24 protein-coding genes, 1 tRNA gene and 1 riboswitch are annotated in these 21,430 nt (G+C 50.8%); of the genes, 14 read left to right on the forward strand and 11 right to left on the reverse strand.

What is annotated here, in order from left to right:
- Positions 1–79 precede the first annotated feature (79 nt).
- From DESAC_RS00170 to mdh, 4 genes are all read right to left on the reverse strand, one after another.
- Positions 80–1,012 carry a methylenetetrahydrofolate reductase gene (locus DESAC_RS00170; RefSeq protein ID WP_013705048.1) on the reverse strand — a complete coding sequence of 311 codons (933 nt, stop codon included), beginning with the start codon at positions 1,010–1,012 and terminating at the stop codon, positions 80–82.
- A 94-nt stretch (positions 1,013–1,106) separates the two neighbouring features.
- Complete coding sequence (locus DESAC_RS00175; RefSeq protein ID WP_013705049.1) at positions 1,107–1,778, reverse strand: methylenetetrahydrofolate reductase C-terminal domain-containing protein; 672 nt, start codon at positions 1,776–1,778, stop codon at positions 1,107–1,109.
- A 20-nt stretch (positions 1,779–1,798) separates the two neighbouring features.
- Complete coding sequence (locus DESAC_RS00180; protein ID WP_148231148.1) at positions 1,799–2,227, reverse strand: hydrogenase iron-sulfur subunit; 429 nt, start codon at positions 2,225–2,227, stop codon at positions 1,799–1,801.
- A 427-nt stretch (positions 2,228–2,654) separates the two neighbouring features.
- A riboswitch (cobalamin riboswitch) is annotated at positions 2,655–2,837 on the reverse strand.
- A gap of 164 nt (positions 2,838–3,001) precedes the next feature.
- Positions 3,002–3,937 carry a malate dehydrogenase gene (gene mdh, locus DESAC_RS00185; protein ID WP_013705051.1) on the reverse strand — a complete coding sequence of 312 codons (936 nt, stop codon included), beginning with the start codon at positions 3,935–3,937 and terminating at the stop codon, positions 3,002–3,004.
- Positions 3,938–4,313: 376 nt separating this feature from the next.
- Between mdh and DESAC_RS00190 the strand changes: the two genes are divergently transcribed.
- The 4 genes from DESAC_RS00190 (at position 4,314) to DESAC_RS00205 (ending at position 8,690) form a co-directional block, all read left to right on the forward strand.
- The gene (locus DESAC_RS00190) at positions 4,314–5,111 is read left to right on the forward strand and encodes a sulfite exporter TauE/SafE family protein (protein WP_013705052.1); all 798 of its coding nucleotides are present in this window, start codon (positions 4,314–4,316) and stop codon (positions 5,109–5,111) included.
- 272 nt (positions 5,112–5,383) lie between these two features.
- Positions 5,384–5,800, forward strand: a complete 417-nt coding sequence (locus tag DESAC_RS00195; RefSeq protein WP_013705053.1) for a hypothetical protein — start codon at positions 5,384–5,386, stop codon at positions 5,798–5,800.
- 3 nt (positions 5,801–5,803) lie between these two features.
- Positions 5,804–6,640 carry an SAM hydrolase/SAM-dependent halogenase family protein gene (locus DESAC_RS00200; RefSeq protein WP_013705054.1) on the forward strand — a complete coding sequence of 279 codons (837 nt, stop codon included), beginning with the start codon at positions 5,804–5,806 and terminating at the stop codon, positions 6,638–6,640.
- Entirely contained in the window at positions 6,630–8,690 is a 2,061-nt protein-coding gene (locus tag DESAC_RS00205; RefSeq protein WP_013705055.1) for a glycoside hydrolase family 15 protein, read from the forward strand. Before DESAC_RS00200 ends, DESAC_RS00205 begins: the two co-directional genes overlap by 11 nt.
- Before the next feature lie 91 nt (positions 8,691–8,781).
- Here the strand turns inward: DESAC_RS00205 and DESAC_RS00210 are convergent, their stop codons facing one another.
- Both DESAC_RS00210 and DESAC_RS00215 read right to left on the reverse strand, forming a co-directional pair.
- Entirely contained in the window at positions 8,782–9,369 is a 588-nt protein-coding gene (locus tag DESAC_RS00210; RefSeq protein ID WP_052301858.1) for a thermonuclease family protein, read from the reverse strand.
- A 40-nt stretch (positions 9,370–9,409) separates the two neighbouring features.
- Positions 9,410–10,366, reverse strand: a complete 957-nt coding sequence (locus tag DESAC_RS00215; protein WP_013705057.1) for a UDP-glucuronic acid decarboxylase family protein — start codon at positions 10,364–10,366, stop codon at positions 9,410–9,412.
- 195 nt (positions 10,367–10,561) lie between these two features.
- Here DESAC_RS00215 and DESAC_RS00220 point away from each other — a divergent pair.
- The 5 genes from DESAC_RS00220 (at position 10,562) to DESAC_RS00240 (ending at position 16,981) form a co-directional block, all read left to right on the forward strand.
- Positions 10,562–10,638 (forward strand) — tRNA-Arg (locus DESAC_RS00220).
- A 252-nt stretch (positions 10,639–10,890) separates the two neighbouring features.
- Positions 10,891–13,044, forward strand: a complete 2,154-nt coding sequence (locus DESAC_RS00225) for a helix-turn-helix domain-containing protein (protein WP_013705058.1) — start codon at positions 10,891–10,893, stop codon at positions 13,042–13,044.
- Positions 13,045–13,187: 143 nt separating this feature from the next.
- Complete coding sequence (istA, locus tag DESAC_RS00230; RefSeq protein WP_013705059.1) at positions 13,188–14,645, forward strand: IS21 family transposase; 1,458 nt, start codon at positions 13,188–13,190, stop codon at positions 14,643–14,645.
- Entirely contained in the window at positions 14,642–15,385 is a 744-nt protein-coding gene (gene istB / locus DESAC_RS00235; protein WP_013705060.1) for an IS21-like element helper ATPase IstB, read from the forward strand. Before istA ends, istB begins: the two co-directional genes overlap by 4 nt.
- Before the next feature lie 417 nt (positions 15,386–15,802).
- On the forward strand, positions 15,803–16,981 hold the full coding sequence (locus tag DESAC_RS00240) for a hypothetical protein (RefSeq protein ID WP_148231150.1): 1,179 nt from the start codon (positions 15,803–15,805) through the stop codon (positions 16,979–16,981).
- A gap of 115 nt (positions 16,982–17,096) precedes the next feature.
- Here the strand turns inward: DESAC_RS00240 and DESAC_RS00245 are convergent, their stop codons facing one another.
- From DESAC_RS00245 to DESAC_RS00255, 3 genes are read right to left on the reverse strand one after another with little or no spacing between them, the layout of a single operon-like run.
- The gene (locus DESAC_RS00245; protein ID WP_013705063.1) at positions 17,097–17,372 is read right to left on the reverse strand and encodes a hypothetical protein; all 276 of its coding nucleotides are present in this window, start codon (positions 17,370–17,372) and stop codon (positions 17,097–17,099) included.
- 8 nt (positions 17,373–17,380) lie between these two features.
- Positions 17,381–18,004, reverse strand: a complete 624-nt coding sequence (locus tag DESAC_RS00250; RefSeq protein ID WP_013705064.1) for a recombinase family protein — start codon at positions 18,002–18,004, stop codon at positions 17,381–17,383.
- Between the two features lie 16 nt (positions 18,005–18,020).
- Positions 18,021–18,206 (reverse strand): hypothetical protein, encoded by a 186-nt coding sequence (locus tag DESAC_RS00255; protein WP_013705065.1) that lies wholly within the window; start codon positions 18,204–18,206, stop codon positions 18,021–18,023.
- Positions 18,207–18,524: 318 nt separating this feature from the next.
- On the opposite strand from DESAC_RS00255, the gene DESAC_RS00260 reads away from it, so the two are divergent.
- From DESAC_RS00260 to DESAC_RS00280, 5 genes are all read left to right on the forward strand, one after another.
- Positions 18,525–18,782 (forward strand): AbrB/MazE/SpoVT family DNA-binding domain-containing protein, encoded by a 258-nt coding sequence (locus DESAC_RS00260; protein ID WP_013705066.1) that lies wholly within the window; start codon positions 18,525–18,527, stop codon positions 18,780–18,782.
- A complete protein-coding gene (locus DESAC_RS00265) occupies positions 18,779–19,180 on the forward strand; it encodes a type II toxin-antitoxin system VapC family toxin (protein WP_013705067.1) in 402 nt (133 codons plus the stop codon). The genes DESAC_RS00260 and DESAC_RS00265 overlap by 4 nt, the downstream gene beginning before the upstream one ends.
- Positions 19,181–19,194: 14 nt before the next feature.
- Entirely contained in the window at positions 19,195–19,377 is a 183-nt protein-coding gene (locus DESAC_RS00270) for a hypothetical protein (protein WP_218915697.1), read from the forward strand.
- 110 nt (positions 19,378–19,487) lie between these two features.
- Positions 19,488–19,784, forward strand: coding sequence for an AbrB/MazE/SpoVT family DNA-binding domain-containing protein (locus tag DESAC_RS00275; RefSeq protein ID WP_013705069.1), 297 nt, complete (start codon positions 19,488–19,490; stop codon positions 19,782–19,784).
- On the forward strand, positions 19,781–20,161 hold the full coding sequence (locus DESAC_RS00280) for a putative toxin-antitoxin system toxin component, PIN family (RefSeq protein ID WP_013705070.1): 381 nt from the start codon (positions 19,781–19,783) through the stop codon (positions 20,159–20,161). Before DESAC_RS00275 ends, DESAC_RS00280 begins: the two co-directional genes overlap by 4 nt.
- 425 nt (positions 20,162–20,586) lie before the next feature.
- Here the strand turns inward: DESAC_RS00280 and DESAC_RS00290 are convergent, their stop codons facing one another.
- A complete protein-coding gene (locus DESAC_RS00290; RefSeq protein ID WP_013705071.1) occupies positions 20,587–21,021 on the reverse strand; it encodes a putative toxin-antitoxin system toxin component, PIN family in 435 nt (144 codons plus the stop codon).
- 10 nt (positions 21,022–21,031) lie between these two features.
- Positions 21,032–21,325: a type II toxin-antitoxin system Phd/YefM family antitoxin gene (locus tag DESAC_RS00295; protein ID WP_013705072.1), complete on the reverse strand. Its 294-nt coding sequence runs from the start codon at positions 21,323–21,325 to the stop codon at positions 21,032–21,034.
- Positions 21,326–21,430: the final 105 nt, after the last annotated feature.

Genomic DNA, 21,430 nt, shown 5'->3' on the forward strand with positions numbered 1-21,430 from the left:
TTTTGGACTGTAGGACTGCAGTAGGGCGAGAAAGCGAAGTGCATCCCGCCTTTTGCATCTGATGGGATTACTGAGTAAATTAAGCTGTCGGCCGTGGGTACAAACCGGCGCCCTTAACCAGTTCGGGCACTTTTTCTTCCCATTCAATGGCCATTATGTGGAAACCCTTGACGCCGTTCAACCCTTTCAGTTCCTGCATCATTTCGATGGCCAGCCTGATCCCTTCTTCCGCCTGCTTTTCCTTGGGAACGCCTTTCAGCCGCTCAATAAGGTTATCGGGTACATCCATCCCCGGCACCCTGGATTTCATATAACGCGCCATCCCCAGACTCTTAAAAGGAGTAATGCCAGCCAAAATGTGCACTTTTTGGGTCAGACCTTTGTCAACTGCGATCTTTAGCCATTCTTTGAACTTGGGAATATTATAAATGCACTGGGTCTGAATGAACTCCGCCCCGGCCTTAATCTTTTTGGCGAGCCGCATGGCCCGGACAAGTACATTGGGCCCGGCAAAGGGGTTTTCGGCAGCGCCCACAAACATATTGGGACGCGAGGGCAGGTCAAAACCGCTCATCAGCTTGCCCTCATCCCGCATCAGCCTGACGGTCTCCAGCAATTGAACAGAGTCCAGATCAAAGACGTTGGCCGAAGCCGCGTGGTCGCCGAAAATCTGATGGTCGCCCGTGAGACAGAGGATATTGTTGATACCGAAAGAAGCCGCACCCAGGATGTCGCTCTGTATGGCGATGCGGTTGCGGTCCCGGGTAGTCATCTGCATCACCGGTTCCAACCCCATCTGTTTCAGCCTGATACAGGCGGCCAGGCTGCATAACCTCACTACTGAGGTCTGGTTATCGGTTACATTGATCGCATCCACATAATCTTTAATCAGATTCGCCTTATGTTCGATCTCGGCCCCATCGGTGCTTCGGGGAGGACCTATTTCCGAAGTGACCGCCTGCTGCCCGGAAGCCAGGATTTTTTCTAAAGTGCTTGGTGTCTTGACGCTCATTCCTTCATCCTTGTCTGCACTCATCACTAAAACCGCCGTTCGATGCCGCTCGGTTCACCGTTTGGCCTCGAGAGCGGGCTCGTTGATGCCAATGTTAGTCTTTTCGGAGATCATCACGAATAATCACCCTCGGGCCGCCGTCCCGGCTGGTCCGCCAATCCTTGGCAGAAACCGGTTCTTCCAGCCGGTTTAATTGGCCCAGAATCTCCAGCCTTTCATAGATGAGATGCCAGGCGCAGGGTATATCCTTGTTGACCTCACATTTCCCGTTATCGGAGCCGCCGCACGGTCCGTTGAGCATCCGTTTGGAACAGCGGGCAATGGGACAGATGCCGCCTGTACTCGCCAGGATGCATTGGCCACAGCCGGCACAGCGTTCTTCATACCGCCCCCGCTCAGCATTGATGCCCATAAAGTGGGTGTTAACCCCTGGAAAAACAATCTTGTGATAATACATCTCAGTCAAATACTGGATGCCGCAGCCGCAGGCGAGAGAAATGACGGCGTCGGCATTTTCGACTAGGTCTTTTATTCCGGCCAGATACTCTTTATCGCACTGTCTGGTCACCGTAGTCTCAATCACTTCATGATCCTTGCCCGCCTGAGTATAGTAAAGTCGCAGAGCCGAGCCGAGAATCTTGGCCTCTTTCATCCCTCCCGCTTCGCAGACGGTAACACAGCCGTCACAGCCTACAATCAGAATATTAGAAAAGTCTTTGACATAATCGATGATCTCCTCCAGCGGTTTCGGTGTTGCCTTGATCATCAGACGGCCTCCTAAAAAAATTATGCGGCTTTCTTTTCATGAGCCAGACGGATCGGACTGGGACCCAACTTCTTGATCCGTTCGTCAAATTCACGGCAGATTTCGGCCCATCTGGTCCCCTGGCCGGCAGATAGATTATACATTTCCACGCGGTCCCGGCCGATACCGATCTTCTCAAGAATCTCCTTGGCCCGGCCGACTCGCTTACGGGCAAAGATATTGCCGTGCACATAGTGGCACTCGCCCTCTAAACAGCCGGCTACAAAGACGCCGTCGGCTCCCTGCTCAAAAGCCACCAGCAGGTGAATCAGGTCCACCCGCCCGGTGCAGGGGACTTTGACAATATGAATATGCGTTGGATATTGCAGTCTCATCGAACCTGCCAGGTCCGCAGCAGAATACGCTCAATAACTACAGCAGAAAGCGATGATCTTGGGTTCGAATTCCATGTTCCACTCCCTTTTTTATTATTTTTCCTCAGCTACCGCAAGTGAATAATGGCATTTTAAGTTGATCCGGTGACCCTTATTATGAACATATGATCCTATATTGTTGATCTGGCCGACTGCTTTGCCATAGCTCATAACATAAACAATAATTGCCGTAAAGCAAGTGCATCAGAATAAGTCGCTTTTATGTTCCTATGTGAAGAAGGTATGTATGGAACCCGAACGCCTCCTTGTCCGTTTATTGCCTTTCTTCTCCAAAAAAACTGTCGGCCAGGATGCGCCAATCCTGACCGACAGAACGCCATAATGAAGGAGAAAGGAGGAGGCCTGAGAGAAAAAAAACCTCAACCCTCCCTTTGGAGAATTGAGGATTGCACCCTGTTTTCTTGGTCCCCAATACCAGAGCCCCGCTGCCACGGCGAGCAACTCTGCTGATACAATACAGGCAGGTCTTCTGGCTCCCGGATCAACCTCTTGTCGGCGCCTTCCCGGCTTCTATCTGGCCAGTGGCTTTATGCCGACTTTGTCCCCGGTTACAGCGGCGGGACCGCGACGGATTCGCACCGTCTTCCCTTTTCATCCCGAAGGAACCTGTTCTTCACTTAATATAGCAAATTCCCCTGACTGTCAAGCTGATTCACTATTACTCACCCTATCCCACTTAAAATTTTTTAGCAGAGTGGATAACCTGGTTTCCCTAACTTATCCTGGGCGCCAGGATTTTCCTGACGCCCGCTATCCCTCTCATTAAATTAGCGACCGGGAAACTAGAAACTATAACCTGGGCAACTCGTCCCTGGTCTTGGTTACCGCGGCAGCGCTTTTTTCCAGCAGAGCCTGCTCTTCGGCGTTCAAGGGCAGTTCGATGATCTTCTCAACACCACCGGCCCCCAAGATAACCGGCACACCGAAGAAGATATCCTTGAGCCCATACTCACCTTCCATATAGACCGATACCGGCGCCACCCGTTTCTGATCCTTCAGGATGGCCTCGGCCATCTGTACTGCGGCCGCCGATGGGGCATAAAAGGCCGAACCGGTTTTCAGCAGCCCAACGATCTCGCCGCCCCCTTTGCGGGTACGTTCCACCATGGCGTCCAACCGGGCTTTGTCTTTAATAAACTGGGTAATGGGCATACCTGAAACTGTCGTGGCGCTCAGAATAGGCACCATATCGTCCCCGTGGCCGCCCAACACCATGGACTGGATTTCCTCCACCGCTACATTTAATTCCATGGCCAGGAAACAGCGGAACCGGGCAGTATCCAGAATGCCGGCCATACCCATGACCCGCTCCCTCGGAAAGCCGCTGACTTTTTTCATGACGTAGCACATGGCGTCCAAGGGATTGGCGACATTGATCAAAATAGCATTAGGGCTTTTAGCCGCTACCGCTTTAGTCACCCCGGCCACGATCTCGGTATTCTTATTAAGCAGGTCTTCCCGGCTCATGCCCGGCTTGCGGGCCAGACCGGAAGTAACGATGACCACATCCGAGCCGGCAGTCTCCTCATAGCCGTTGGTTCCGACTATAGTAACATTAAAACCGTAAATAGGCCGAGCCTGCATCAGGTCCAGGGACTTGCCCTGGGGCATGCCTTCGACAATATCCACTAGGACTATATCGCCCAGCTCCTTGGCCGCTGCCCAATGCGCCGCGGTGGCGCCCACATTACCGGCCCCGACAATAGTAATTTTCTTCCGTGCCATCTATAACCTCCGTGCTCCTTTTTTATAACAAATTTCCCTGATCCATAAATCGCCCGTAAACCATGAAAGCGGTTTACGGGTGGAACAGGCCTTCTCACCTGTCCAGGAATTATATTTTTGACCGACAACCAGAAACTAGATTTTCTCCTGAAAGAGTAAAATAATAACGATGAAATGTGCTTATGCTAAATTTTTTTCCTTCCCCATGCAACTAAAAACACACGCTCAATTTTTCGGAAGAGTTCGGCAGAAGCTACTTTCCTGGTTCTCCTAAAAAGTATCTGCCACTCTTTCGCCAATCTTGATTAACTGCTATGCTGTCAGAGCTGATTTTTGTTGTTCACCTTAATTGAATAAATTTGTCAAGGACAAGCAGATGGTCTTGATTCTCCTGATGTATGTCGGCTTCGGGGCCGTAGCCGGTATTTTGGCAGGTTTGTTAGGTATTGGCGGGGGTCTGGTCATTGTCCCTATGCTGGTCTTCACTCTCACCTGGCAAGGTGTTCCCAATGAATATATCATGCACCTGGCCTTGGCGACCTCCATGGCCAGCATCATCTTCACTTCGGTCTCCAGTTTCTCTGCCCACCACCGACGCGGTGCCGTGCATTGGCTGGTGGTGCGGCGCATTGCCCTGGGCATCGTTTTGGGGACATTTTTGGGCGCCTGCCTGGCTTCTCGTCTCTCTACGGCGTATCTCAAGGGCGTCTTCGTGGTCTTCCTCTATTATATGGCCTATCAACTGATCGCCGATCGCAAACCCAAACCCTCCCGCACCCTCCCCGGGCGGCTGGGCATGTTTGCCGTGGGCAATGGCATCGGTGTTGTCTCGGCTCTGGTGGGCATTGGCGGCGGCACCCTGTCAGTACCTTTTATGCTCTGGTGCAACCTAACGGTTCACGAGGCTATCGGCACCTCTGCGGCTATCGGTTTCCCCATCGCCATTGCCGGGACCATCGGCTACATTGTCAACGGCTGGCAGGTTGCGGGTCTACCCGATTATTCCTGGGGTTATGTCTATCTTCCGGCCTTGGTGGGCATCGTCGCTGCCAGTGTTCTCACCGCTCCCCTGGGCGTCCGCCTGGCCCACAGCCTCCCCGTCGATAAACTCAAGCGGGTCTTCGCTATCCTGCTGGCTTTAGTCGGCACGAGGATGCTGTGGGGACTTATTTAGGACACCGCCCCAACCCCGGCTTGCCTTCCCAACGGGCCTGAAACTTTGAGAATGAGGTAAAGATAGATTGGGCACTGCCAGCCCAACAATGCTTTTACAAAAAATTTCGCCGCCACCAGTGGCATAACTTGACGGGAAGAATTAACTTAACCTCAATTAGCAGCATCCCGGATTGGAATAGTCCGGTTGATTTTTTCCTCCGGGGTTGAAAAATTTCTCCTGCTTGGTTTCATCGCCAAACATGAGGCAAAATTATTGTGAGGTTAAGCAATATGTCTTCTAAACCAAAGGTCGAAATTATTGTCTACGATGCCCCGACCGCAGTTGCTGCCACCGGCTGCGGTTGTGGCTGCGGTTGCGGCGATCATGATCATGGCCGCGAGCATGGCCCAGGGCACGATCATCATCACATGCATGACGATTGTCTGAGCAAGATCGGCTATGATCTGCAAACCCAAGCCATGGCCCTGACCCTGGAAAAGGCCTTTCCAGGCCAGGTGTCGGTGGAATATATCAATGTCCTCAAAGACCCCCGGGGTTCCCGATTACCGCAGACGGCCCTCTTGTGTTCCCTTGCCTATCCCACCCCGCTGGTGTATATCAACGGTCAGGGTCGGTTTGCCGGATCGGTGCCGGTGGAGCGTATCCGCGACGAAGTCTCTAAACATCTGGCTGTCACAACACATTAATTCATGGCGACCGGCCGTCTCTGTCCACCCATCATCACCCTGTTGACCGATTTCGGGCTGCAAGACGTGTATGTCGGCGTCATGAAAGGGGTAATCCTGGGAATCAACCCAAATGTCAGGTTGGTGGACCTGACTCATAACGTCCCGCCCCACGACATCGCGGCCGGCGCCTTCCTGTTGAGGTCTGCCTGGCAGTTTTTTCCTCCAGGCGCCATCCATCTGGCAGTGGTTGATCCGGGGGTCGGCTCGGATCGGCGCGCCTTGGCCATCTTTTGTCGGGACCACTACTTTGTCGGTCCCGACAACGGTCTTTTTTCTCTGATATTTTCCGGAGAGTCCGCGGCGGCCATCGTCAGTCTGGAAAAGGCGGAGTTTTTTCTGCCCAAAGTCTCGGCTACATTCCATGGTCGGGACATCATGGCGCCGACGGCGGCCTATATTTCCCTGGGAACGCCTTTAACCGCCCTCGGTCCGTCCCTAACCGATCCGGTAGCGTTGAACCTTCCTGCCCCGCGTCTGGAGGAACGCCGGTTGCTTGGGGAAATCATTTATGGCGACCGGTTTGGCAATCTCATCAGCAATATTCTTTTCGCCGACCTGCAGATTTGGCGCCAAGGACAGCCCATCGGCCTGACAGTCAACGGCCATCCTATACCCCATCTGGTTCGAACCTATCATGAGGTGCCGTCAGGAACCCTGCTGGCCCTCGAAGGCAGCCACGGGTATCTGGAAATTGCCTGCCGCCTGGGGAGCGCCGCCCAGGCATTGCACACCGGTCCCGGTGGCCAGGTTGTCGCTACCCTTGCCTCTTCTGTTGAAAGGCGCCCCCATGCCCCGTGACCTTCCCGTCGGCAACGGCAGACTCCTCCTCAATTTTGACCTGCATTACAACCTGCGGGATCTTTACTTTCCGCACGTCGGTCAGGAAAATCATCTGGGCAGCGATACCTCCCGCTTTGGAATCTGGGTGGATGGCCGCTTTTTCTGGATCGGTCCGGGATGGGATATTGAGCTGCTCTACGACCCCGATACCCTGGTTACCCAAGTTAGGCTGCATCATCCCGAACTCCAACTCATCCTTCACTGCCGGGATGCCGTCGATTTCCATGAAAACATCTATGTCAAAGAGATAACCATAGAGAATCTCTCACCCGCCGAGCGTCACTGCCGCCTCTTTTTTCATTTAGACCTCAACATCTCTGGCAACGACGTCGGCGACACCGCCGCTTTTGATCCCGAAACCGGTGGCGTCGTACACTATAAGGGTAACCGCTATTTTTTGGCGAATGGCCTGGCGGTTGGCTATGGCGGGCTGGCTCAGTATGCTGTCGGCCAGAAGGGGGTCGATGGCAAAGAAGGTACTTTCCGGGACGCCGAAGACGGTATCCTCTCCGGAAATCCTATCGCCCAGGGTTCCATAGACTCTGTTATCAGTGTGACAATTGCGGTTCCTGGGCTGGCTTCAGGCCAGGCCTGTTTCTGGCTGACCGCGGCCCAGACCTGGGACGAAGTCAGGCGATTGGACTCTCTCGTGCGTTCCAAGCAACCCCAGCACCTGCTCACCCGCACCGCCGATTATTGGCGTTTATGGGTACGCAAAGAAACGCCGCCCCTTGATCTCGTACCGGACAGGTTGGCAGACCTGTACCGGCGTAGTCTGCTGATTCTGACCACTCAAATCGATTGGCAGGGTGGCATTGTGGCTGCTACGGACTCAGACGTCATTCAGTTCAACCGCGATACTTACGCCTACATCTGGCCTCGAGACGGCGCCTTGGCGGCCCACGCCCTCGATCTTACCGGCTACCCTCAAATTGCCGCCCAGTTCTTTGCCTTTGTCGCCAAACTCATCGATCCGGCCGGCTATCTGCTCCATAAATATAACCCTGACGGCGCCTTGGCCTCATCCTGGCACCCCTGGTATCTTGACGGCCAGAACCAGCTTCCTATTCAGGAGGACTCTACTGCCTTGGTGATCTGGGCCTTGTGGCACCATTTTGTGCTCTACCGGGACATCGAATTTATCAAACCGCTTTACCGCCCTCTCATCAAACGGGCGGCCAATTTCATGAGCCAATTTCGGGATCCGGAAACCGGTCTGCCAGCTCCTTCCTATGATCTGTGGGAAGAACGCCGGGGAATCTCCGGCTTCACTGTCGGGGCTGTCTTTGGCGGCCTGACCGCCGCCTCTCTTTTTTGCACCGTCTTCGGAGAAGATTCTCATGCCCAGAGATACCGCACGGTCGCGGCTGAGATCAGAGACGCCGCTTCCAGCCATCTCTGGCGTCCCGAGCTTAACCGCTTCTGTCGTCTGCTGTATCGAACCATTGATGGTGTTCTCAAAGTCGATCCGGTCTGCGATGCCAGCCTTTGGGGTCTCTTCGCCTTTGGCATGTATTCCCCCGATGACCCTCGCATCACCGCTACTATGGAGACCCTCAGGGAGAAACTTTGGGTAAGGGGCCCCGCTTCCGGTATGGCCCGCTATGAAGATGATTACTACCACCGAATCGGCCTTGAAACACCGGGAAACCCTTGGATTATCTGCACTCTGTGGTTGGCTGATTATTTCATTCAGAAAGGCGAGACCGATGAAGACTTGAATCGGGCGATGGAGATCTTGTTTCTGGTAGCAGACCGGGCTCTGCCCTCAGGGGTTCTCCCCGAACAATTCCACCCCTTTACCGGAGCACCGCTGTCAGTATCACCGCTCACCTGGAGCCATGCCGCTTTTATCACCACCATGCATCTTCTGCTGCGTCGTCTGGCCAAACGAAATGCCTGTCCGGTCTGCGGTACCACGCCGCTGCCTTATCTGCGTCGAGAAGACTGGATCGAACAACTCTATTTCAACACCTGCAGCTCCATTCACGGCACCTGTAAAATCTAATCGTCTCGAACAGAATAAGCAATCCTACATTAACAACAATGCCCCTGACGTTAATCCCTGATCCCTATTCCCTGATCCCTGATCCCCGTATCTATGGTTGGCACCGCCGGCAGGGACTGAAGCCCTGCCAGTATGCTTCGAGAGGTGTTTTGAGGATGAGGCGGTTGGGCTGAGCGATTTTTTTCCCTCCCGGGCAGGCCGGCCGGTGAAAACGCCGGGTCCTGGTGTTGGCGACGTAGAAAGGTTCTTGAGCCTGAGGTAGCTCCCGCCACCAGCCCCGGCGGGCGGTGATGGCCTGTTGTTGGGCAAGTATAAGAAGAGCTTGATAGCGGATATTAGGGAAGACGACGAGGACCCGGGCCAATCCCTGGCGGACAAGCTCTTCATTGAGCATCTGCCCATCAGGGAGGAAGACATAGGCCAACAAACGGTTGTATTGGTCGTAACGCTCCTCGTCGTATTCCAGACGCAGTTTCCGGCCCCGGGTCAACTCGCTATTAGCCTGTTTGGCTGCCTGGGCAAGTCCTTTCTCGAAAGACCTTGAACTGGTCAATTCCGGCGTATCGATGCCCAGATAGCGCACAGTGAAGCCACCCGTTAGTCTAATGGTGTCGCCGTCCACCACCTGGAAGACCTCCCCTTCCTGGGGAGGCCCTTTTTCAGCACTGCATCCCGCCAACCAGCAGCAGACGAAGACCCAGAATGCAACCTTCGTGAGCCTAAACCACCAGGGGCTGACCCAACTGGCGCAATTTTTCTTTAAAATAGCCTATCGTCTCCTTGAGGCCGGTGGCAAGTGGGACAACGGGCTGCCAATCCAAAAGCCTTTTGGCCTTACTGATCTCCGGACAGCGCTTCTGCGGATCATCATGGGGAATGGGTTTAAAAACCAGCTTTGCCGAACTACCGGTGAATTGCAGAGTTTTCTGGGCCATCTCTAAAATAGTATATTCCTCCGGATTTCCCAAATTCACCGGTCCCTCGAAGACCTCGGTGTTCATGAGTCTGACCAGCCCTTCCACGAGGTCGGAAATATAACAAAAGGACCGTGTCTGATGTCCCTGCCCATACACGGTGATGTCCTCACCGGTAAGGGCCTGGACAATAAAATTGCTGATTACCCGACCGTCGTGAATGGCCATCCGGGGACCGTAGGTATTAAAAATCCGGGCGATGCGCACCTCCACACCATTCTGGCGGTGATAGTCCATCATTAAGGCTTCCGCGGCGCGTTTACCCTCATCGTAACAACTGCGGATGCCGATACAATTGACATTGCCCCAGTATTCCTCAACCTGGGGATGCACCGTCGGGTCGCCATAGACCTCGGAAGTTGAAGCTTGCAGAATGCGGGCTTTCACCCTTTTAGCCAGCCCCAGCATATTCAGGGCGCCCATGACATTGGTTTTGATAGTTTTCACCGGGTTATATTGATAATGCACCGGCGAGGCCGGGCAGGCCAGGTTGTAAATCTGCTCCACTTCCGCCATGAATGGGTTTACCACATCGTGGCGGATAATCTCCAACCGGGGGTGGTCTCGCAAATGCATCAGGTTGTCTTTGGAACCGGTGAAGTAATTATCTAGAGACAGCACCTCATGCCCTTGCGCCAGTAAGTATTCCACGAGATGTGAGCCGATAAAACCGGCGCCGCCGGTCACCAAAATGCGCTTCATGCTATTTTCCCCTCTCTTCCTTACGGCTAGGGCTATTTTTCCCCAATATTTTTTAAAAGTCCAGCATTTTTCCCATTGACAGCGGATCGGCTTTCTCGGAAGATTTAAAGATAGACTGCCGGCTGAATTGTATCACATGCCAATAGTTGGCAACCGGAAACGGTCAGACAGCCTTGGCGGCTCAGTAACCATACCGCCCCCGTAGCTCAGGTGGACAGAGCAACGGATTCCTAATCCGTGTGCCGCCCGTTCGAGTCGGGCCGGGGGCACCAATAATTTCAAGGGGTTGACGACAAAATGTTGCCAACCCCTTGACCACTTTTAGCAAAGTTTCCCAAAAGTTTCCCATCAGATATCAGATATAGATATTAGACGATTATTCGGCACGCATGATGATTGAGGGCCCATCTCCATATCTTGGGCGCAAATTATCAATAAATGCATTTATAATATTGACAATATCGCAATATTTGCAGATAATAAATTTATTAATTTGCAAATAATACAGAAAGGAGTTTGTTGATATGGAAATGACATCTATACGGAAAGCTCTTTCCTCTCTCAGAGAAGAGGCTGGTATCTCTCAAGCGGAACTTGCTAAGCGCTTGCCCTTCACCGCAAGCAGGATCTCACGTCTGGAATCTGGCGAAATTGCAATGACAGAGGAAGATGCCCAAGAGATTGCGAAAGCAATCGGTACTCCAAAAGCAAATGATTTTAACGATTACCTCAGTCAAGACTGGCGGATTCTTGGGAGTCCAGGTTTCAATCACATCAACCGAGAAACCCTTTGGGAAGCAGAGCAAGCACTTCAGAGGCTGGAGGATCTCGAAAGTGACCCTGAGCTTAAAAATGTATTTCTACAACAGGTAAAATCTTGCAATGCTGCACTGGAGCAGTCAGCCCAATTTCTTATGTCAACTCAGCATCAAATTGCTTTTTTCGGAAGTCCAGGTGTTGGGAAAACGACCTCCATATGTGCCCTTTCAGATTTGGAGAAATCCGCAGGTAAAGACCTAAAGCATCAGATGGTACTCCCAACCGGGTCAGGACGGACAACAATCTGTGAAGTTCATGTTCGCAATGGCAGTGATTACAGCATTATCGTCGATCCATGCTCAGTGGAAGATATCCGCCAGTATGTTGCAGATTTTTCTGAACAGATAATTCGTTCCGATCGGGCCAGTGGCACTGGCGAAAACGCAGAAGGTGCGGGTGTGAGTGCCGAGGTTGAACGAGCCCTTCGGAATATGAGCGGTTTGACCAAAAGGACCCTAAGAAATGAAGATGGCAAAATCATCAAGAGGGAAGACCCTGCCCTGAATCTAGTCGCGCAATACAATACAAAAGAAGACCTTCAAGTCCATATTATGTCAAAATTAGACCTCCCGAGGCGCAACCAAACTTCGATCTCAATGCCTCGCGAGTCTACAATTTCAGGCTTAGACTGGGTCGCTCATAATTTTGCAGATATAAACGATGGGAAAAATGTAGAATTCTCATTACCTCGCCGCATTGAAGTCACTATACCATCTCCCATTCTAAACTCTGAGGCTTTTGACATCAGACTTATCGATACCCGAGGCATTGATGAGCCGTCCGCACCTCGGCGTGATGTTCAGGCTTATCTAGACGATGAGAGAACTATTGCTGTTTTTTGCTCAAGTTTTAAGGACGCTCCGGATGCTGCAATGTTGGCTCTACTTGAGCGTTCTGCAGAAGGGGGATTGCGTGAGTCAGTCTTACGCAAAGGAATGCTCCTGGTGTTACCGTTGGACGGTGAAGAATCTGACGTCCGAGACAATATTAGTGGAGATGCCGAGGAGGGAAGAGAAATTCGCAGGGAGCAGGTTATGACGACCCTTCGCCACGTGAGAACAGGTAACCTTCAGGTAGAGTTTCTCAATGTGAAAAGTAGTGCTGATCGCAACATCATCAGGAATGCACTTTTGGAAATAATTGCTCGTATTAGAGAGCGACAAATTGACCAAGTTAAGACACTGATTTCCACCGTTAATGGATTGATTGAGAACAAGGCTAATGCAGAAGCAAAAGCCGTTTTCGATGCAGCAATTCGTCCACTACGTTTGTGGTTTTCAAATAACCAGTCTGTAAACCAAGGCGGGAAAACACCCAGCTCTGCATTGATGGAGGAGATGGAAGATTTGCGTTACGCTGCCAGTTTGCATGCGTCTGTCAATAGATACGGAAATTGGTACAATTTCGATTATTGGCATTGTCTCGGATTCGGCGCACGCCGAGAAGTAGTTACGAGGATAAGCGATCAAGCAACAGTCTTGAAAGGGCTGATCGAAACAGAATTGAGCTATCCCGAATCCGAGCAGGTTCATGGCTTTCTCAGCCATTTTCAAAGGCAGATCGAAGAGGGGCTAAATCAATTTTATAAGGATATTCAGACTCTCGGCGAAACTTATTTCTTAGATCAGCTAAAATCTGACTTTGCGTACTGGAATCAGTGTACCCGGCGGTGGGGGAGAGGCCCGGGTTACAAGAATGACATCAAACACTGGACCGATGATTGGTTCTCAAAACCAGAACGCTTGCAAAGATACGACTTCCTTGAGCAGGAGATTCAACGAAGATGGCAGGACTTGCTGAAGAAACTTGACAAACAGCTTGCATCGATTCAACCAGAGGGTGAGGTTAACGCGCCATAAGAAAGCTACTCCGATTTAAGCTAAGATTTGGTAATTGTGAAGATCTACACTGAAAACTGACCCCCAATCGCCGTTGAAAATTGACCCCCTCAGAGATAAACCGATGCCAGCTTATGGCGTCGGAGGTGAGGAGGGTGATTTCTATGGAAGAATGGCAGGCCATTCAAGTTTTAAAGCGTCAGGGGCATGGGAAAAAAGCCATAGCCCGGCAATTGGGGATTTCCAAGAACACGGTGAAGCGCCACTGGAACCGCCAAGCGCCACCAGCGTATCAGAGAGCGGCATCGGAGAAGATGTTAGACCCCTTTGCCCCTCAGATTAAAGAGATGATTGGCAAACAATTTATCGGTACCCGCATCTTTCAGGAACTATCCGAGTTGGGCTATACCGGGTCCTTGACCAGCGTGTATCGCTATCTCCGGCAGTTTCAAGATGATGTCCGAGACAGAACCACGATCCATTTCGAGACTTCCCCGGGTCAACAGATGCAATACGACTGGAAAGAATGGCAGGTGCCGGTAGCCGGCCGGCCACTGAAGATTTACTTCCACCAGGCGATCCTGTCATACAGTCGCTATAAGTTTGTGACCTTTTCTTTGGATATCAGTACTCCCAGCATTATTCGGGTGTTAACTCAGGCCCTGGTCTTTTTCCAGGGAGTGCCGGCAGAAATCGTCATCGACAATCCCAAGCAGTTGGTCCTGTCGCACGACCGTCAGGGCGTCATCCGCTATCAGGATGATTTCCTGGCTTTCTTGGGGACCTATGGCCTTAAGCCGGACCCCTGCCAACCATATCGGGCCCGGACCAAGGGCAAGGTGGAAAATCCATTCTTTTATCTCCAGGAGCATTTCCTGCGGGGTTTGGAAGTGGAGCATCTCGACCACCTGGGAGAGCGCTTGGCCCGGTTTATGGAACAGTATAATGCCCGGACCCATAGCACCACCGGACTGGCGCCAGTACAACTCTGGCCACAAGAAAACCTCAAGCCCTTACAGTCCGATATTCCCCTGTCATTTCAAAAAGAATCCCGGAAAGTCTCCTGGGATGGCTACGTACACGCGGACAGCAACCGCTACCCGGTGTCTTTGGCCATGGCCGGGAAAAAAGTCTGGATCGAACGGGTGCTGGGGCGCTGGCTGGATATCCTGGATGCTGACTTGAAACCCCTGGCTCGGTATGAACTGCTTCGTGAACATCAGGTAACCTTGCCGCATCCTGAACACGCCGATCTGGCCAAGGAATTTCTGGACCGGAAAGAACAGCGGCGCTTGCAGGTCAAGGTGGTTTTTCAGGAGACTTTTCCAGCTTTGGCGCCAGACTTTATCCGCTTGGCGGAACAGTCATATACCCTCAACGCCTCCTACCATTTGAATAAAATCCTGGACCTGCTCTCTGTCTATGACCACCAGGCCGTCGCCGCTGCCTTGCAGACGGCCCTGGAGTTGGGTACGCCGTCGGTCAGATCGGTCCAGGGCCTGCTGCCGGAAAAACTGCAGCAGCCGGTGCTCCCGACTTCGTGCCGGACAGCCTGTTTGCCAGCCGTGGCCAAAAGACCGCTTTCACTCTATAGAGCCAGTTACGGAGGAGGCGCCCGATGATCCCCCGACTGGACCTGCAGCTCAAGAGCCTGTCACTAACCAAAATCTTGGCCCACTACCAGGAGGAAGCCCACAAGGCCGCCCAGGAAAAACTTTCTTACGAAAACTACTTGGCCCGGCTAGTGGAAATGGAGGCCATGAGCAAACTGGACCGCTCTATCAATGCCAAGATTCACAAGGCTCGTTTCCCCTCCTTGAAAACCCTGGAAGAGTTTGATTTCTCCTTTCAGCCGCAGCTCAACGAAAAAGAGATCATCCGGCTTGCTTCCCTGGACTTTCTGGAGAAAAAAGAAAACCTGCTTTTCCTGGGGCCTCCAGGCGTCGGCAAGACCCATCTGGCCATTGCCTTTGGCGTTAAAGCCTGCATGGCCAAGTATCGGGTCTTATTTATCCGTACCCAAGATCTGTTGACTGATCTCAGTGTGGCTCACAAAACCGGCCGGCTGGGCCAGGTGCTGTTGAACCTCTCCCGACTGGACCTGGTGATTCTGGACGAACTGGGCTATCTGCCCATCACCCCGGAACAGGCCAATCTCCTTTTTCAATTAGTATCGATTCGCTATGAGAAGGGGGCCATGATTTTGACCAGTAATTACGGCTTCGAAGATTGGGGACCGATTTTTACCGACCAGGTAATCGCTGCTGCCATCATTGACCGTCTGGTGCACCACTCCCATATTTTTGTGATTAACGGGAATAGTTTTCGCATGAAACAGAAGCTTTTACCAGAGGCCGCATGAACCGGAAAAAGTTCGGTTGGGAGAAGCCAGCCGCCGGCCGGCCAAAGCGGATTCGGCCGGCCGGCACCAAGCGTTTGCGGGGCAGGCCGAATCCGCCCCTCATGGCACCAATAAGTCTACCCCGGCCAAGGCTGGCCCTCGTTAACAGCAACTTTTCCGCTAACCAGGGGGGTCAATTTTCGATGACCAAAGGGGTCAATTTTTGTTGACAATCTTCACCTCAGCGAAGCCCCCCAAAGACGAGATGCACATATTGTCCAAATAGGTTTTGATTTTGGCACTGCTTTTTCCAAGTGCACCTGTCGGGACATTACAAAGGACAGAGCCTGGATTTATATCCCACCAAGCTTCAATAACGATGATTTCCCCTTTCTCATCCCGAGTCTATTGGTATGTAACAACGATATCTTGCAACATGTGCAAGACCAGAACATCCATTATCCAGAAAAAGGCTTGTACCACTTAAAGCAAGCAATGGTGGCCATAGCCCTGGGGCGAGAGCAAGATCCTATTTTATGGCCTTACCAACGTGCCGTGCAGGAATCAAATCTTACCGATTTGCGAGGTTTTATCGAGTCTTGCGCAGTCTATCTCTTTGCCATCACCTTGGGTATGGTTAAAGAGGATATCCGCAAGAGACTGCAAGGCTTCGGCGATCACCCTGAGGATTACTTGGCGGTAAATACAGCGGTTCCGGTCGCTGAGGCTCAGGAGAAAAAAGTTGCTGATTTTTTCCGTGACCTTGTGTGCGAAGCTCTAAGCCTGGCTGATGAACTCAAAGAAAAATACCCTTCTATAGAATTAGAAGAGCTGATCCTGATTCGAAAAAATAACCAACAGAGCCAATCTCCCGCCATCAGGAAAGCTTGTCACATTTATCCCGAAGTTAGCGCCAACGTGCAGGGCTTTATCCGCTCCCGAGTTGCCATCCCAGATATTTATTTGTTTTCTGATACAGGTGCAGGAACAGTGGACCAGAGTACGTTTATCTTTTATCATCGGTCAGATAATACAGAACATCTCAATTTCCTCTGTGGTCATGTGCTGCCATTGGGAGCAGGTAGGATTGATTTCCTTGCCGCAGAGTTAAGAGGAAATCTTGACCCCTGCCACCTTGAAGCAATCTGCCAGAAGAGAGAGGAAGGATCAGAAGATCAAGCGATCCGCCAAGCAAAAAATATCATTGGAGAGGATTTGAAAAAAGGCACTATTAAAACCCTTGCCCAAGCCAAGCGCAAAATGATTAATCAAGATAATATTCGTGAGATCAAAGTAATTTTTGGCGGTGGCGGGCATTGCGAACATCCTTATGAAAGGTGTGTGGTGAGAGGACCTTTTTCTCACAGCCTGTTCCGAGAGCCAATAAATCCTCCTGTGGTTGGATTGCCTATTCCTCACGATCTAACCTTTGATGGCCGAAACGAAAACACGAAAAGAAGGTGGATGCGCCGTCTGAATGTGGCATACGGCCTGTCATTTCTTAAAGAAGATTTGTCGGGTTTCACTTACCCCAAGGATTGTGAGGATCCGAATCCAGGCCAGATCTGGCCACGAGTCCGCCATATCCCAGACGCAGTCAGCAAAGATGAGTGTTAATCAGGTTGTGAGGGCCGCGTCTCTGGGTAGATCATTCCTGAAAAGCAATCGTATCTGGGGCAACCCCAACATATGCACGACTAGCCGAAAATCATAGGACTTAACTTAGGCCAAATCAAACCGGCAAAACACACTGCAACTGATATTTCCGGTTAGAGCGGCGATCCGGCCTGGTTTTCTCCCGCAGCCGCTTTTCAAACAAGGCTTCAGCGGCCGACAGGGAGTCGAATTCCCAAGCCTGGCGGTGCCAGATCCGGCCCTTAGCGCCGCTGACCTTGCAGACGCGGAAAGACTCGCCGCCGGCTTCAATCCAGAGAACATAAAAAGCCTGTTTTGGGCTGTCAAAAGCCACCAGAAAAGCAGTTTTCAGGGCGGAATGATTCGGCTCCATTGTACGCCTCACGGCTTCGAGGTCTTATCAATATTATTCTTCTTTATCCAATTTATTAATGTAGGAACTGTCACATTATAGCGGGCGGCGATAAAGTTCAGACGCGAGCCGTTTTTCAGCAGCGCCTCGATCTCCAGCCGGTATGGGTCCAGTCTGCTTTTGCCGGGCCCCTTGGGACGGCCTAACTTTAACCCGGCGGCCTGCCGGGCCTTCAAAGCTTCTTTGGTACGGGCCGAGATAAGATCCCGCTCGATCTCGCTGAACAAGGCCATCATGGTGAGGAACACTTTGCTTTCGATGGTGCCGTTTAACGTCCAGTCCCCTTTGACGGCATAAACATTGACCCCTTTTTTTCGGAGTTCGGCCAGAATGTCCAGGATGTCGAGTGTGGACCGTCCCAGGCGGGACAGCTCCGGGACAATCAACCAGTCACCGTCCCGCAGCGACTCCACAACTTGGGCGATCTCCCGCTTGCGCCAGGTCTTGACCCCGCTGACTTTTTCTTCCAGCCACTCCACCGGCCCTAGCTTCCGTTCGTTGGCGAAGGCAAGGATCTCGGCCTTGTTCTTCTCCAGGTCCTGGTCCTGGGTGCTGACCCGCAGGTAGCCGATGACTTTTGGATATCCGGACATTATTTTGTCTTATGTTTCATTTCCGGTTTTTGTAGAGGTTCAAGCCCAACTTGATCCCCTCATGCCCCGGAATGGGCATGTTGCCTTCAGTCGAGGCGATAATGGTGGTCTTGCCGCTTTTGCTGGGACCATGGTCCTCATCCAGATTGCAGGTGATAACTAATGTGGAACCCTTTATTTCGATGTTCACGTTTTTTGCCATTGCCATATTTCCTTGTTTCGGTCGCCGGTGACTCGCTGCCCGGTTATTTTTTTTGCTCCTGGTTGGGTTTTCCGAGCCAATTGACGTCAAATTGATAAAAACATCAAAAAAGCACTTAAAATATATTTTATATATATACAAAAGACAAGCTATTTCGTCAATATATTTCTCTATGATTAATGATCGTTTTTATAGAATTTATTTCTATACGGGGAGAGTAATGTCCGTCAAAAATATGCTTGTATGATTTTAAAATTTCTACTACAATTAATATATATAATACATATTATGCTGTAGATATTTAATAAAGGTATAATAATGAAAAAAATTATAATTTCAGAAAAAGGTCAGATATGTTTGCCGTCCTCCATAAGGAAGAAATTTGGATTACAAAAGGGTGATCGCTTGATGGTTGAAGAAGTTGCCGATGGTGCGATCCTCTTACGCCCCTTGCCCCGGCATCCATTGCTTGCCCTCCGGGGAATTCTCAAAGGGACGGAGGGAGATGAAAAGCTCACTGACCATTTGCTTCAGGAACGCGCTGCCGATAGAGAGCGAGAGGAGGAAACGCGATGAGATATGTTCTCGACAGTTGTGCCCTCCTCGCCCTCGCGGAGGATGAGCTCGGGGCCCAGACGGTAGCCGATATTATACTGGATGAAAAGGCCGAACTTTACTTGAGCGCGGTTAATTTAGGAGAAGCCTACTATATTGTGCTGCAAAGGCGAGGCGAAGAGGCTGCAGCGGCTTTTGTGCAGGGCGTCAGGCAGGAAGATAAGCTCACCATAGCAGAAGCAACGTGGCCCAGAGTCAAAGCCGCGGCCAGAATTAAAGCCGGAGGCGGTCTATCCTATGCGGATACTTTCGGGTTGGGATTGGCTCAGGAATTAGGGGCATGTTTAGTCACCGGCGACCCTGAACTCCAGGTTGCGGCCACCAAGATAGATGTGGAACTTCTTTGGATAGGCAGATAATAATGGGGCAACTCATGAGTTTAGAAATTTTTTTTGTTGTGGAAGAAGCTGCTGAGGGCGGCTATGAGGCCAAAGCCCTGGGGCATTCCATCTATACCCAAGGCGAAACCCTGGAAGAAGTTCGTGAGGCCGTAAAAGACGCAGTTGTCATTTTGAGGACGACCAGATACCTCGCTTCATTCGCCTGCATCTGGTGATAGATGAGCTTTTTAAGGTATGATTTGACAAAAATACAGAATCACATAAAATGTAAAATATGCAGGTTTTCACAAAGCCGGAAAGCATATTTGCAAGGAGATAGATAGCCATGCCTTTGATAAAAATTATCCGGGGCGGCCAGGTTACATTCCCGAAAGTCTTCAGAGACAAATTCGGCCTGAAAGAAGGAGACCTGATGGAATATGAGATCAGGGAAGACGGCATCTTTTTCAAGCCCAAAGAAGTGATCGACCGGGGAGGAGCGTTACAAGCCTTTTCCGAAGCGATTGCCAAAATGCAGGCCAAGGCCGGGAATAAGTTCAAGAGCTTGAGCGAAGAAGAGCTTTATGATCTTATAGAAAAAGCGGTTCAATCTATAGAGAAACCCAAAACTAAAAAAAGATGATCAAAGCCGTTATCGACGCCAATGTCTTTGTAAGCTCCGCATTGGCGCCAGGATCAAATCCGGACAAAATCATCGACTTGGCCAGGCAGGGCAGGATAAACCTTGTAACTTCGCAGGATATCTTACAAGAAATTAGGGCCGTTTTTCTGTATCCCAAAATCAAGCGGCGGCTTAAGCTTACGGCCAGAGAAATTAACGAATTCCTGTCAGAAATCGCCAAGCCCGCCCTGATTACACCGGGCTTGCTTAATCTCAAAGCGGTTAAAGACGACCCCAAAGACGACAAATACCTGATTTGCGCCATGGAAGGTCTATGGCGGATTAAATCGTTTCGGGTGATAAGCATCTGCTTAGCCTTAATAATTACCACGGCATAATTATTGTAACACCGACTGATTTTTTGAAAATGTTGTTTATGGATTAACAGGAATACCAAGAAAATAAAGCAACTCTAAAAACTGCTTTCAGCTATCCAAGCAAACTTGGTTATTATGCCATCCCCGGGATCATCTCAATCCCGGTAGGCCTCCCTTCTTTCTCCCATGTGCTCGGCTTTCTCCGGACTGGGTAGCCATTTCGATCCAGAAGAGCGTCCGTTATTCCTGTTTTTTCTGATTAAATTCTTCTCCGTTCATACTGGCCAAGAAATAGCAGATCATACCGCGGCTTCGGTATATATATTTGATGGGGTCAAATTTCAACGGCGATTGGGGGGGGTGCGCAGTTTTCGATGTAATCTTCAAGCATCCGAAAAAGAACAGGGCAGAAAATTCGCACACTACCCTGCCGACGATAGGCTTAGTCAAGCCAAGAAATTCTCCCCAATGATGATTAAAAATTCTTGGGGAGAGACGATTCGGGTATGGTGAAACTTCTTGAAAGAAAAATGTTTTATATTCCCAGTGACCAAATAATCGGCTTCAGCAGCTATGGCACACTCTAAAATCCGATTATCCGCTGGATCAGTTCTTATGGCGCTCACCTTGAAGGCAGGCTTAACGAACTTGGCGCGATTTTTAATCTGTGACAAAAGCGTTTTCACATGGGTTTTATTGAAGTATTTGAATTTGTCTCTATCGATCACCTCCTTGTATTCCTGCCAGACATCTTGGCTGAGATACAGGGTAACAAGAGCAGGTTCCTCGCTCAAAGCGATGGCAAGCACGAGAGCGGGTTTGCCGACCGGATTGTGAGCGGCGGAAATGATTATATTTGTATCCAGGACTACCTTGAGCATGAAGGCGGAGTTATTTTTTTCTCAGTTGGGCTTTGCGATGAGCTTGAATTTCGGCCTCGATTTCCGCATCACTAATTTTATCCATTCCCGCTTTTTGGGCGTCACTTTGAAGCTTTATCAAAACATCCGGGGTTTTAACGACACTTCTCAGGTATTCCTCTACGCTCATGATTACCACTTTGGCTTTGCCTCGGCGGCTTACTATAAAACGGGCCTGCTCTTTTTCCGCCTTTTCCATAATCTCACCAAAGCGAGTGCGGGCGGTCAAGGCATCAATGAGCATGGTGTTAGACTTCGATTCCAATTTTCCCTCATCCCTATTGAATTAATCAGTTAACTGATAATCATACTATACCATTCTGAGAATTATCGCAATATTTAATGAGTATTTCCTTATTATATATAACAC

Origin of the sequence: Desulfobacca acetoxidans DSM 11109 (assembly GCF_000195295.1) — a bacterium.
In the GTDB taxonomy this organism is placed as follows: Bacteria; Desulfobacterota; Desulfobaccia; order Desulfobaccales; family Desulfobaccaceae; genus Desulfobacca; species Desulfobacca acetoxidans.

Bases quoted from the DNA above. Each gene is read 5' to 3' on its own strand.
- DESAC_RS00245 (WP_013705063.1), bottom strand. From the start codon at position 17,372: ATGGAGCCGAATCATTCCGCCCTGAAAACTGCTTTTCTGGTGGCTTTT.
- DESAC_RS00200 (WP_013705054.1), top strand. From the start codon at position 5,804: ATGGCGACCGGCCGTCTCTGTCCACCCATCATCACCCTGTTGACCGAT.
- istA (WP_013705059.1), top strand. From the start codon at position 13,188: ATGGAAGAATGGCAGGCCATTCAAGTTTTAAAGCGTCAGGGGCATGGG.
- DESAC_RS00260 (WP_013705066.1), top strand. From the start codon at position 18,525: ATGAAAAAAATTATAATTTCAGAAAAAGGTCAGATATGTTTGCCGTCC.
- DESAC_RS00290 (WP_013705071.1), bottom strand. From the start codon at position 21,021: ATGCTCAAGGTAGTCCTGGATACAAATATAATCATTTCCGCCGCTCAC.
- DESAC_RS00175 (WP_013705049.1), bottom strand. From the start codon at position 1,778: ATGATCAAGGCAACACCGAAACCGCTGGAGGAGATCATCGATTATGTC.
- DESAC_RS00195 (WP_013705053.1), top strand. From the start codon at position 5,384: ATGTCTTCTAAACCAAAGGTCGAAATTATTGTCTACGATGCCCCGACC.
- DESAC_RS00190 (WP_013705052.1), top strand. From the start codon at position 4,314: ATGGTCTTGATTCTCCTGATGTATGTCGGCTTCGGGGCCGTAGCCGGT.
- DESAC_RS00280 (WP_013705070.1), top strand. From the start codon at position 19,781: ATGATCAAAGCCGTTATCGACGCCAATGTCTTTGTAAGCTCCGCATTG.
- DESAC_RS00215 (WP_013705057.1), bottom strand. From the start codon at position 10,366: ATGAAGCGCATTTTGGTGACCGGCGGCGCCGGTTTTATCGGCTCACAT.
- DESAC_RS00255 (WP_013705065.1), bottom strand. From the start codon at position 18,206: ATGGCAAAAAACGTGAACATCGAAATAAAGGGTTCCACATTAGTTATC.
- DESAC_RS00225 (WP_013705058.1), top strand. From the start codon at position 10,891: ATGGAAATGACATCTATACGGAAAGCTCTTTCCTCTCTCAGAGAAGAG.
- DESAC_RS00265 (WP_013705067.1), top strand. From the start codon at position 18,779: ATGAGATATGTTCTCGACAGTTGTGCCCTCCTCGCCCTCGCGGAGGAT.
- DESAC_RS00205 (WP_013705055.1), top strand. From the start codon at position 6,630: ATGCCCCGTGACCTTCCCGTCGGCAACGGCAGACTCCTCCTCAATTTT.
- DESAC_RS00170 (WP_013705048.1), bottom strand. From the start codon at position 1,012: ATGAGCGTCAAGACACCAAGCACTTTAGAAAAAATCCTGGCTTCCGGG.
- istB (WP_013705060.1), top strand. From the start codon at position 14,642: ATGATCCCCCGACTGGACCTGCAGCTCAAGAGCCTGTCACTAACCAAA.
- DESAC_RS00270 (WP_218915697.1), top strand. From the start codon at position 19,195: ATGAGTTTAGAAATTTTTTTTGTTGTGGAAGAAGCTGCTGAGGGCGGC.
- DESAC_RS00250 (WP_013705064.1), bottom strand. From the start codon at position 18,004: ATGTCCGGATATCCAAAAGTCATCGGCTACCTGCGGGTCAGCACCCAG.
- DESAC_RS00275 (WP_013705069.1), top strand. From the start codon at position 19,488: ATGCCTTTGATAAAAATTATCCGGGGCGGCCAGGTTACATTCCCGAAA.
- mdh (WP_013705051.1), bottom strand. From the start codon at position 3,937: ATGGCACGGAAGAAAATTACTATTGTCGGGGCCGGTAATGTGGGCGCC.